The 11,001-nt window shown below is 64.9% G+C and carries 11 protein-coding genes and 1 tRNA gene; 6 read left to right on the forward strand and 6 right to left on the reverse strand.

The features are described 5' to 3' along the window. The first annotated feature begins 17 nt into the window (after window positions 1-17). From OLX23_RS09790 to OLX23_RS09810, 5 genes are read left to right on the forward strand one after another with little or no spacing between them, the layout of a single operon-like run. Window positions 18-263, forward strand: coding sequence for a phosphopantetheine-binding protein (locus OLX23_RS09790; protein WP_264444737.1), 246 nt, complete (start codon window positions 18-20; stop codon window positions 261-263). Next, the gene (fabZ, locus tag OLX23_RS09795; RefSeq protein ID WP_264444739.1) at window positions 263-733 is read left to right on the forward strand and encodes a 3-hydroxyacyl-ACP dehydratase FabZ; all 471 of its coding nucleotides are present in this window, start codon (window positions 263-265) and stop codon (window positions 731-733) included. Before OLX23_RS09790 ends, fabZ begins: the two co-directional genes overlap by 1 nt. Window positions 734-751: 18 nt before the next feature. Beyond that, complete coding sequence (locus tag OLX23_RS09800; RefSeq protein WP_264444740.1) at window positions 752-2,539, forward strand: thiamine pyrophosphate-binding protein; 1,788 nt, start codon at window positions 752-754, stop codon at window positions 2,537-2,539. An 18-nt stretch (window positions 2,540-2,557) separates the two neighbouring features. Further along, window positions 2,558-3,589: an N-acetylneuraminate synthase family protein gene (locus tag OLX23_RS09805; RefSeq protein WP_264444741.1), complete on the forward strand. Its 1,032-nt coding sequence runs from the start codon at window positions 2,558-2,560 to the stop codon at window positions 3,587-3,589. Next, window positions 3,579-4,235 (forward strand): GNAT family N-acetyltransferase, encoded by a 657-nt coding sequence (locus tag OLX23_RS09810; RefSeq protein ID WP_264444742.1) that lies wholly within the window; start codon window positions 3,579-3,581, stop codon window positions 4,233-4,235. The genes OLX23_RS09805 and OLX23_RS09810 overlap by 11 nt, the downstream gene beginning before the upstream one ends. Window positions 4,236-4,261: 26 nt before the next feature. Here the strand turns inward: OLX23_RS09810 and OLX23_RS09815 are convergent, their stop codons facing one another. Beyond that, entirely contained in the window at window positions 4,262-5,476 is a 1,215-nt protein-coding gene (locus OLX23_RS09815; RefSeq protein ID WP_264444744.1) for a tyrosine-type recombinase/integrase, read from the reverse strand. A gap of 193 nt (window positions 5,477-5,669) precedes the next feature. Then, window positions 5,670-5,743: transfer RNA gene (locus OLX23_RS09820), tRNA-Gly, on the reverse strand. 230 nt (window positions 5,744-5,973) lie between these two features. Between OLX23_RS09820 and OLX23_RS09825 the strand changes: the two genes are divergently transcribed. Continuing rightward, window positions 5,974-7,290: a malonyl-CoA decarboxylase gene (locus OLX23_RS09825; RefSeq protein WP_264444746.1), complete on the forward strand. Its 1,317-nt coding sequence runs from the start codon at window positions 5,974-5,976 to the stop codon at window positions 7,288-7,290. Window positions 7,291-7,449: 159 nt separating this feature from the next. Here OLX23_RS09825 and OLX23_RS09830 read toward each other — a convergent pair whose 3' ends face one another. From OLX23_RS09830 to petA, 4 genes are all read right to left on the reverse strand, one after another. Beyond that, window positions 7,450-7,986, reverse strand: coding sequence for an adenine phosphoribosyltransferase (locus OLX23_RS09830; protein ID WP_264444748.1), 537 nt, complete (start codon window positions 7,984-7,986; stop codon window positions 7,450-7,452). Window positions 7,987-8,064: 78 nt separating this feature from the next. Next, window positions 8,065-8,901 (reverse strand): cytochrome c1, encoded by an 837-nt coding sequence (locus OLX23_RS09835; RefSeq protein ID WP_264444750.1) that lies wholly within the window; start codon window positions 8,899-8,901, stop codon window positions 8,065-8,067. Window positions 8,902-8,928: 27 nt separating this feature from the next. Continuing rightward, the gene (locus OLX23_RS09840) at window positions 8,929-10,209 is read right to left on the reverse strand and encodes a cytochrome b (protein WP_264444751.1); all 1,281 of its coding nucleotides are present in this window, start codon (window positions 10,207-10,209) and stop codon (window positions 8,929-8,931) included. 27 nt (window positions 10,210-10,236) lie between these two features. Beyond that, a complete protein-coding gene (gene petA, locus OLX23_RS09845) occupies window positions 10,237-10,803 on the reverse strand; it encodes a ubiquinol-cytochrome c reductase iron-sulfur subunit (protein WP_264444752.1) in 567 nt (188 codons plus the stop codon). Window positions 10,804-11,001: the final 198 nt, after the last annotated feature.

The following is an 11,001-nucleotide window of genomic DNA, read 5'->3' on the forward strand; positions in this document are numbered from 1 at the left end:
GGCAAGGAAGGCAGTAAATGAGCAGCGCCGAGAAGTATGATGCAGCCTTCATCGAGACGTTCCTGCTGGAACCGAAGGATCTGGCCGCGCTCAAGTACCAGGAGGTCGAATCCTGGGACAGCGTCGGCCACATGGCGCTGATCGCGGCGCTGGAAGAGGCCTTCGCCATCGAGCTCGACATCGACGACATCATCGAGTTCTCGAGCTACGAGGCGGGCAAGGCGATCCTGAGCAAGTACGACGTGAAGATCGAGCCCGTCTGATGCGCGAGGCCGCGGCGACGCTCGACATCCAGGCGATCATCCATCACCAGCGCAACCGCTTCCCGGTGCTGCTGATCGACCGCGTGATCGCCTTCGATCCGGGCAAGAGCGCCACGGCCATCAAGTGCTTCACCTACAACGAGTGGTTCTTCCCCGGGCATTTCGAGGACGACCCCAACGTGCCCGGCTTCGTCCAGATCGAATCGCTGGCGCAGACCTTCATCATGAGCTTCCTCTGCATCGAGGAATACCAGGGCATGAAGACGAGCTTCGTCTCGATCGACAACGTCAAGTTCAAGCGCAAGATCGTGCCCGGCGACGTGCTGACGATCGAGGCCAGCCTGGACTCGTTCAAGCGCGGCGTGGCCAAGGGATCGGTGCGCAGCACGGTCGACGGCCAGGCGGCGTGCAGCGGCGACTTCGTCGTCGCGGTGCCCGCGATCCTCGACCGCTTCAAACCCCGGACCTGAGGCTTTAGGCGGAACCCCATGCGCGTTGCCGACTACATCATGCAGCGACTGGCGGAGGCCGGCATCGGCCATCTGTTCCTCGTCACGGGGCGCGGCGCGCTGTTCCTGACCGATGCGCTGGCCAAGAATGCCGACCTGACCGCGGTCTCGGTCCACCACGAGCAGTCGGCCGCCTTCGCCGCGGTGGGCTATGCCAGCCGCACCGGCGGTCTCGGTGGTTGCCTGGTCTCGACCGGCTGCGCCTCGACCAATGCGATCACCGGCGTGCTCTCGGCCTGGCAGGACGGCGTGCCCTGCGTGTTCATCTCGGGCCAGAACGTGCTGCGCGAGACCACCCGCTTCACCGGCATTCCGCTGCGGACCTATGGCCAGCAGGAGGCCGACATCGTCGCGCTGGTCGAACCGATCACCAAATATGCGCGGATGATCACCGCGGCCGAGGAGATCGTCGAGGCGCTGGAAACCGCGCTGCATCTGGCCCAGTCGGGGCGCAAGGGACCGGTCTGGATCGACGTGCCGCTCGACCTGCAAAGCGCACAGATCGACCTCGACGCGATTCCGGTCCCGCGCTTCGACAGCGAGCAGGATCGCCCGTGCCCCGATGCAGCGACTGTCCGCGAAGTCGCCGCCGCGCTGGCCGCGGCCGAGCGGCCGGTGGTACTGATCGGCAGCGGCGTGCGATCGAGCGGGGCCGAGGCGGCGCTGCGCCGCTTCGTCGAGGACCGCGACATTCCGGTGACCTATGCGCCGTCGGCGCCCGATGCCTATGGCAGCCAGCATGACCTCTCGCTGGGGTCGGTCGGGGCGCAAGGCTGTTCGCGCGCGGGCAATTTCGCCGTGCAGAACGCCGACCTCGTGCTTGTGCTCGGCTGCCGGCTGACCTCGCTCGTCACCGGACCCGAGTTCTGCAAGTTCGCGCGCCATGCGCAGACCATCGTGGTCGACATCGATCCCGTCGAGCACAGCAAGGACGGCATCAGGATCGACCGCTTCGTCGAGGCCGACGTCGCGCGCTTCCTCGAAGCGCTGGAAGACGCGACGACCAAGCGAACCGATCCCGCCTGGGTGGCCAAGTGCCGGCACTGGAAGGCGCTGTTCGCCGAGGTCGAGCCCGCCTTCCGCGACACCGAGCGGGTCGATCTCTACGAGCTGGCGGAGGGCCTGTCCGACCTGTTGCCCCCGGCGGCGGCGCTGGTCGTCGATTCGGGGCTCAACGACGTGATCCTGCCGAGCAACGTGCGCTTCGCCGAGGGCCAAGCCTGTGTGCATCCGGCGATGCAGGGGGCGATGGGCTTCGCCCTGCCCGCGGCGATCGGCGCCTGTTTCGCGGGCCAAGGCCCGGTGGTGGCGGTGATCGGCGACGGCTCGATCATGATGAACCTGCAGGAGCTGGAGACGATCCGGTATCATGCGCTGCCGATCAAGATCGTGGTCATCAACAACAACGTCTATTCGATCATCCGGCGGCGGCAGCAGGAGCTGTTCCGCAAGCGCGTGATCGGCACCGACCCGGCCAATGGCGTGAGCTGCCCCGAATTCTCGCAGGTCGCCGCCTGCTTCGGCCTCGACTACACGACGATCGAAAAGCCCGAGGATCTGCGCGGCGGCCTGAGCGACCTGTTCGCGCGCAGCGGCCCCGTGCTCTGCGAGATTTTCGGCCGCGAGGATCAGGGCTATATCGAGATGTGGCACACGCGCAGCGCGGTCGACCGTCGCTTCGTGCGCCGTCCGCTCGAGGACCAGGCGCCGTTCCTCGACCGCGACCTGTTCCTGTCGGAAATGATCGTCGATCCGATCGACCAGTAAAGCAACGAGTAGCTGCCCATGTCTTCCATCGCATTGCCCAACGGACGGCTGGTCGGCGACTATCTCGCCCCTTATTTCGTCGCCGAACTCAACACGAGCCACTTCGGCAACCTGGATACCGCCCGATCGATGATCGACGAGGCCAAGGCGGCGGGGTGCGACTGCGTCAAATTCCAGTCGTGGAGCGCGGAATCGCTCTATTCGGAGGCCTATTACCGGCAGAACCCCATCGCCAAGCGCATGGTCACGAAGTTCGCGCTTAGCGATGCCGAACTCGCCGAACTCGCCGCCCATTGCCGCGCGGTGGGGATCGACTTCGCCTCCACCCCTTATTCGCATGCCGAAGCCGAATTCCTGGTCGCAACCTGCCGCGTCCCCTTCCTCAAGGTGGCCTCGATGGAGCTCAACAACCTGCCCTATCTGGCGCACCTGGCCGGTCTCGGCGTGCCGCTGGTGCTGTCGACGGGCATGGGCAGGCTCGACGAGATCGTGCGCGCGGTGGAGACGATCGAAGCGGCGGGCAATGGCGAGATCGTCATCCTGCACTGCACCTCGGTCTATCCCTCGCCGCCCGAAACGATCCGCCTGCGCAACATCGAAGGGCTGCGCGAGGCGTTTCCCGCGCATCCCATCGGCTATTCGGATCACAGCCTGGGCAGCGAGATCCCCGCCGCGGCCGTGGCGCTGGGCGCCTGCCTGATCGAGAAGCATTTCACGCTCGACAGCAGCAAGATCGGCATGGACAACCAGATGGCGACCGAGCCGGCGGACATGGCGCGGATGATCGCCGCCTGCCGCACGGTCCATGCCGCGCTCGGCGGGACCGAACGCCTGCTGAGCGATGCCGAGCTCGCCCAGATCCCCAAGATGCGGCGCAGCGTGATCGCGGCGCGCGGCCTCAAGGCCGGTGAGGTCCTGGCCGCCGGCGATCTCGAGACCAAACGCCCCGGCGACGGCATCCCGCCGACCGAACTTGCAACGCTGATCGGCCGCACCCTGGCGCGCGACGTCGAGGCCGGTGCCCTGCTGGCGCGCGACGATGTCGCCTGAGCCGGCGAACCGGATCGCGGGCCGGATCCGCGACGTGGTCGAGGGGCGCGAGCGCCTGGCGATCGAACTGCACGACGACGCCGGCGCCCTGATCGGCCGCCTGGCGCCGCTGACCGAGGCGCATCTGGCCGACGACACGGTGATCGGCAAGCTGACCGACTGGCGCAACGCCAGCATGGGCTCGTTCCTGACCCAGTTCACCGCGACACCCGACCGCACGCGCAACTGGCTGCGCAACGGCGTGCTCGCGTCGTCGACCCAGATGATCTTCCTGATCGAGGCCGACGACGTGCTGATCGGCCATTTCGGCTTCAAGGAACTGACCCACGACACGGTGCTGCTCGACAATGCCATGCGCGGCGAACGCGGCGGGCACCCCAAACTGCTGCAGATCGCGGGTCGTGCGCTGATCGACTGGCTGTTCGCGAACGCCGGGGTCGCCATGGTGACGGGCTACGTCCTGTCGACCAACCCCGCCGCGATCATGCTCAACCGCGCGATCGGCTTCGACCGCTGGGAGAAACTTCCCGTGCGCCGCGAAGAAGTCGACGGCGAGGTGCGCCTGGTCATGGGCGAGCCGGGCGAAGACAGCGCCGACAGCACCTATTGCTACAGGCTCGAGAAAGACGCGCCTCTAGCCAAATAGGCCTGGATCAGCAGCTAATTGCCGGCTTAATTGGCGGGACTGCTGCGCGGCTGTCGGAGTTGATCGAGATGGTCGCTCCACCACTGAGCCATTGCCACTCGTTCCTGCCAATGTGCACCGCGATGATAGGCAGATCGCACATTGTCCGCGTCGCCATGTCCCAGCGCCCGCTCGATGGTGTCCGGGTGCCATTTCCCGCTTTCATTCAAAAGAGTGGAAGCGGTGGCCCGAAAGCCATGAGACGTCATCTCATCGCTAGCAAAGCCGAGGCGTCGCAGGGCGGCATTGATCGTGTTGCCACTCATCGACCGGTTTGGAGTCTGCATAGACGGAAAGACGTATCCGCTTGGCCCCGTCAATGCGCGCACCTGTCTGAACATCTCGATCGATTGCCGTGATAGAGGCACCAAGTGGTCCTTGCGCGTCTTCGTCTTGCGGCCAGGGATTGTCCAAAGTGCGTGCTCAAGATTGATCTCTTCCCATTCCGCCTGCCTTAGCTCGCCGGGGCGGACAAACAGGTGGGGCGCCAACCGCATTGCCGCACGGGTTACGAACTGGCCGTCGTACCTATCCATCGCTCGCAACAGTTCGCCCAATCGTGAAGGGTCAAGGATCGCGCCGTAATGGCATACCGTCGGGGTAGTGAGGGCTCCGCGGAGATCTCGCGTCGGATCGGAGGACAATCGCGCTGTGGCCACCGCATAGCGAAACACCGAGCCTGCGAGTTGCAGAGTCCTCCTCGCACTCTCCAATTTGCCTGTCTTCTCAATCTTGCGCACTGCAAAAAGGACATCGGCCGGCTCGATGGAGCTGATTGGCAGATTTCCTATCGAGTTCTTAAGGAGAGACAACAGATATTTGCATCGAACTGAAGTACTATTCGCCCAGCCTTTGTCTCCATCCCGCTTCCGCTTTTCGCAATATTCATTGGCCACGGCCTCAAACGTGGCTTCGGCTTGAATTCGAGTCCGGATCTTCTCGCGCTTTCTTTCACGAGAAGGGTCTTTGCCAGCTGCTAACAGCTGTTTGACACCCTCACATCGACGCCTTGCCTCGGCAAGGCCTACAGCAGGGTAAATCCCGACCGCCAGTTTGTTCTCTTTTCCGTGGAAACGGTACTTCACTCGCCAGAGCTTGCCACCTGTCGGCTGCACAAGAAGAAACAGGCCCAACGCGTCTCCAAGCTTGTATGGCTTGGCACGGGGGCGAGCATTGCGAATGGCGATGTCCGAAAGTGGCATAACAAGAGCCCCTTCCTGCCGCTGTCGCAGCGGAGCGACCAATTTCTTCTCGTCCAGCTGGCCCCCACTGTGGCCCCCGAATCGGAGCAGATGCAGTGAGATGCCGTAAGACGCCGATGGACGAAGACTGGCTCAAAGCACCAGAATTCGGGGGCGTTTATAGCCGATTTGAAATTTTGTGAGAAGGGAGGATTGGAGCGGGTAGCGGGAATCGAACCCGCATAGCCAGCTTGGAAGGCTGGAGCTTTACCACTAAGCTATACCCGCTCGTGTGGCGCTCCCAATGCCCGAGCGCGACTGCGTGGTCAATCTTCGAAGCATTGCTCGTGCGCTTCGGGCGGCAACATCCGGCACGCCGCAGCGTTGAATCGTTTCACCGCGTCCACAGGCACTTGTCACGGCATTGTCAGGTCATTCATTCTAAACGGACTGTGGTTAAGACCGAATCGTCCGGACCGACGCTCTCGTCCGTCCCGGCGGGGAAGAAGGATTTGGCGATGGATATGCCCCGGTCGCGCCCTGCGCGGCGCAACCCGCTCGAGCTCGTGATGAATTCCCGGCTCGGCAAGCTGCTCTCGCGGATCGGCATCGCGCCGCGTCCGGCCAGCAGCGAAGGCCTGCTCGACCTGGCCGGCGCGCTGCTCTCGCTGCGCGGCAAGGCCTCGGGGCCGGCGCTCGCCTCGGCCTTCTTCGATCTCTACGAAGCCAGCGACCTCAAGGCGCGCCAGGCCTTTCTCGCGCAGATCCACGACCTGCATCCGCGCGATGCCGTGGCGATCGACAAGGCGATCGCGCGTTGGCAGGACAAGCGCGACGAGGCCTCGGCCAAGGCGCTCAGCGACGCCGCCGAATCGCCGAGCCAGAAGCTCATCGGCATGCTCAACCTTGCGCCGCAGGGCACGCAGCGGCTGATCGCCATGCGTTCGGACCTGCTGAACGCGCCCGAACAGACCCCGGGCCTCAAGGCGCTCGACCAGGAGCTCGAGGACGCTTTCACCGCCTGGTTCAACGCCGGTTTCCTCGAACTGCGCCGCATCGCCTGGGATTCGCCCGCGGCGCTGCTCGAGCGTATCATCAAGTACGAGGCCGTGCACGAGATCGCCGGCTGGGACGAACTGCGCCGCCGCGTCGAACCGGTCGATCGCCGCTGCTACGGCTTCTTCCACCCGCAGATGCACGATGATCCGCTGATCTTCGTCGAAGTCGCGCTGACCGACGAACTGCCCAGCGGCATCGCCCAGATCACCGCGGAGAAGCGCAAGACGGTCGATCCGCACAAGGCCAGCCACGCGATCTTCTATTCGATCTCGAACTGCCAGGACGGCCTGCGCGGCATTCCTTTCGGCAACTACCTGATCAAGCGCGTCGTCGGCCTGCTCAAGGAAGAACTGCCCCAGCTCAAGTGCACCGCGACCTTGTCGCCGGTGCCGGGCTTCGCCAAGTGGCTCGCGGGCGAAAAGGGCAAGGATGCCAAGGTGCCCGCCGCCAAGGAGCTGCGCCGCGAGGCCGCGCGCTACCTGACGACGGCGCGTTCGAAGCGTGGTGGCCCGGCCGATTCGGTCGCGCGCTTCCACCTCGGCAACGGTGCCCGGCTCGAGGCGATTCACGCCAACGCCGATCTCTCGGCCAACGGCCTGCGCCAGTCGCACGGCGTGATGGTCAACTACGTCTACGATCTCGCCGAGATCGAGGCGAACCACTTCGCGCTGATGGAACTCGGCACCGTGGCGGCCTCGAAGGCCGTCCACGCGCTGGTCGAGGAAGGCCTGCCGAAGGAAGCCAAGGACACCAAGAAGGTCGAAAAGGCGGCTTGAGCCATACTTGATCCTCCCCCTGTGGGGGAGGGGGGCCGCCGTCCTGAGCTGTCGAAGGGCGGTGGTGGAGGGGTGTCCCGCTATCGAGAGGGCGACACCCCTCCGTCAGTCGCTGCGCGACTGCCACCTCCCCTTGCAGGGAAGGATCCCGGGGGGCGCTCAGTGCCCCGGGAAATCCATCAGTGCCGTGACCCGCAGCCCCGCGCCGCGTAGCCGTTCCGCGCCGCCGAGGTCGGGCAGGTCGATGACGAACAGCGCGTCCTCGACCAGGGCCCCGGCCTTGCGCAGCAACTGCGTCGCCGCGAGCGCGGTGCCGCCCGTCGCCAGCAGGTCGTCGAGCACCACAACGCGCTGGCCCTGGCTCACGGCATCGGGATCGATCTCGAGCGTGCCCGTGCCGTATTCGAGCGCATAGTCGAGCGCGAGCACGGGGACGGGCAGCTTGCCCGGCTTGCGCACGGGCACGAAGGGCAGGCCGAGCCTGGCCGCGGCGGCCGCGCCGAAGATGAAGCCCCGCGCCTCGATCCCCGCCAGCGCCTGCGCGCCCATCGCCTGCGCCTGCTCGGCGAGCAGCGCGACCGTCGCGGCGAAGCCGTCGCCGTCGCCGATCAGGGTGGTGACGTCGCGGAACAGGATGCCCGGGATCGGGAAGTCGGGGATCGAGCGCACCAGCGCCTTGAGGTCATCGATGGTCATCACGTCATCCCATAAAGAAAAACCCCCCGCATCGCGTGGATGCAGGGGGCATTTCGTTCAGCCGTCGAGGTCTGGACCTCAGTGCTTCGTGTTGCGCCACACGTTGCGGTAGGCGAGGTTGCCCAGGACCGTGGCGAACAGCAGGAACAGCAGCACCGGCCAGCCCGTCTGGTGACGCTTCTCGAGCTTGGGCTCGGCGGTCCAGACGAGGAACGCGGCAACGTCCTTGGCCATCTGCGGAACCGTCGACTTGGTGCCGTCGCCGAAGGTCACCTGGCCCTCTGCGGTCAGCGGCGGGGCCATCGCGAGGTTCAGGTTGGCGAAGTAGGGGTTGTAGTGAAGGCCCGGGCCGGTCTTCGAATCCGGGAACTTCTTGAGCAGCTCGGCCGGCTGGTTCTGGTAACCGGTCAGCAGCGAGTAGACGTAGGCCGGGCCGTCGTGGCGGGCCTTGGTCATCAGCGATAGGTCGGGCGGAACCGCATTGTTGTTGGCGGCGCGCGCGGCGATGTCGTTGGCGAAGGGCTTGGGGAAGTAGTCGGTCGCCAGACCCGGACGGGTGTTGGCTTCGCCGGTGGCCGGATCGAGACCCGGGACCTGGAAGCCGGCGGCGATCGCCTTCACTTCGTCGTCGTTGTAGCCGAGCTGCTTCAGGTCGCGGAAGGCGACGAGGCGCAGCGAGTGGCAGGCCGAGCAGACTTCCTTGTAGACCTGGAAGCCGCGCTGCAGCTGGGCCTTGTCGAACTTGCCGAACGCGCCGTTGCTGGCGAGCTCGAGCTCCTTCGGGTGCTTGTGGAACTCGTGCTCGGCGGTGGGCGCGGCGGGCTCGGTGATCGCGTTGTAGGCGCCGTTACCGAACGACCACGCCAGCGCGACCGTGAAGAACAGCCCGACGAGGATGGAGAGCATGCGGATCATGTGTCTGTCTTTCCGTCTCTCTGAGGGTCAGGCGGCCGGAGCCGAAGCGGGCTTCTCGTCGTGGCCGAGAACGGCCTCGGTGATCGAGAAGGGCAGCGGATCGGGCCGTTCGATCGAGGAGACGATCGGCACGATGATCAGGAAGTGGGCGAAGTAGTAGAACGCCGCGACCTGGCTCATCATCACGTAGGGTTCGGCAGCCGGGGCGCCACCCAGGTAGAACAGCGCAGCCATGAAGAACACCAGCACGTAGAAGAACTTGCGGTAGAGCGGACGGTAGTTGGCCGAGCGCACCGGCGACTTGTCGAGCCAGGGCAGGAAGAACCAGACCAGGATCGCACCGAACATCGCGAGCACGCCCATCAGCTTGGCCGGCACGATGAAGAAGTCGAAGGTGAAGGCGCGCAGGATCGCGTAGAACGGCCAGAAGTACCATTCGGGAACGATGTGCGCCGGGGTGCTCATCGGGTTCGCCGGGATGTAGTTGTCCGGGTGGCCCAGCGCGTTGGGTGCGAAGAACACCGCGGCGCAGTAGATGAACAGGAAGGCGCCGAGCGTCCAGCCGTCCTTGGCGATGAAGTAGGGGAAGAACGGCACGGTGTCGCTCTCGCTCTTCACCTCGACGCCGGTCGGGTTCGACGAACCCGGGATGTGCAGCGCCCAGATGTGCAGCACGACCACGCCGACGATCACGAAGGGCAGCAGGTAGTGCAGCGAGAAGAAGCGGTTCAGCGCGGCGTTGTCGGGAGCGAAGCCGCCGAGCAGCCAGTGCTGGATCGGCTCACCCACGAGCGGGATCGCGCCGAACAGGCCCGTGATGACCTTGGCACCCCAGAAGCTCATCTGGCCCCAGGGCAGCACGTAACCCATGAAGGCGGTGGCCATCATCAGCAGGAAGATCACGACGCCGAGCAGCCACACCATTTCGCGCGGGGCCTTGTACGAGCCGTAGTAGAAACCGCGGAAGATGTGGATGTAGATCACCACGAAGAACGCCGAGGCGCCGTTGGCGTGCGCATAGCGCAGCATCCAGCCCCAATTGACGTCGCGCATGATGTGCTCGACCGAATCGAAGGCGACGCCCGCGTTGGCCGCGTAGTGCATCGCCAGGATGATACCGGTGACGATCTGCAGCGCGAGGCAGGTCAGCGCCATGAAACCGAAGTTCCACCAGTAGTTCAGGTTGCGCGGCACGGGATAGCCGGCGCCCACCGAGTTGTAGACGAGACGCGGCACCGGCAGCTTCTCGTCCATCCATTTCATGAACGGATGCTGCGGGGTGTAATTATTGGCCCAGGGAAAGCTCATGGTTTGTCCTCAGCGAATCTCTTGGCCTCAGCCGATCTTGACGACGGTGTCGGAGGTGAACTCGTAAACCGGAACCTCGAGGTTCTTGGGCGCGGGGCCCTTACGGATACGGGCGGCGGTGTCGTAGTGCGAACCGTGGCAGGGGCAGAAGTAGCCGCCGAACTCGCCACGGACCTCGCCCTCGCCGGCGCCCAGCGGGACGCAGCCGAGGTGGGTGCAGACACCCATGGTGATCAGCCAGTTTTCCTTGCCGGGCTTGGTGCGCTCGGCCAGCGACTGCGGGTCACGCAGGCTCGAAACCGCGACCTTGTCGGCCTCGGAGATTTCGTGCGGGGTCAGATTGCGCAGGAACACGGGCTGCTTGCGGAAGATGCCCTTGATCGCCTGGCCCGGCTTGATCTGCGAGAGATCGATCTCGACCGAGCTCTCCGCCAGAACGTCGGCCGAAGGGGCCATCTGGCTGATCAGCGGAATCAGAGTGAGCGCACCGCCCACACCAGCCGCGCTGACTGCAGCAATGTTGATGAAATCGCGCCGCCGCACCCCATCTCCGGCAATAAGTTCCGGAGTGTCAGTGCCCGCATCATGTGCCATGGTTGACCTTGCCTTGCTTTAATGTCCGCTACCGAGAAAAGGTGCGGACCTATTCGCCCAGTGCTACGCGAAGTAGCCCCCTGACGCCGAATTCTGCACGGTTTTACCCATGCCGGACCCCGGCTTGGCGCGCTGATAGACGCGAAAATCCACCGTGCCAACAGCCTTTTTGGCGTTTTAAGCACGCCCGCGGGCGAG

The sequence above is a fragment of the Novosphingobium sp. JCM 18896 genome, from assembly GCF_025938095.1.
In the GTDB taxonomy this organism is placed as follows: domain Bacteria; phylum Pseudomonadota; class Alphaproteobacteria; order Sphingomonadales; family Sphingomonadaceae; genus Novosphingobium.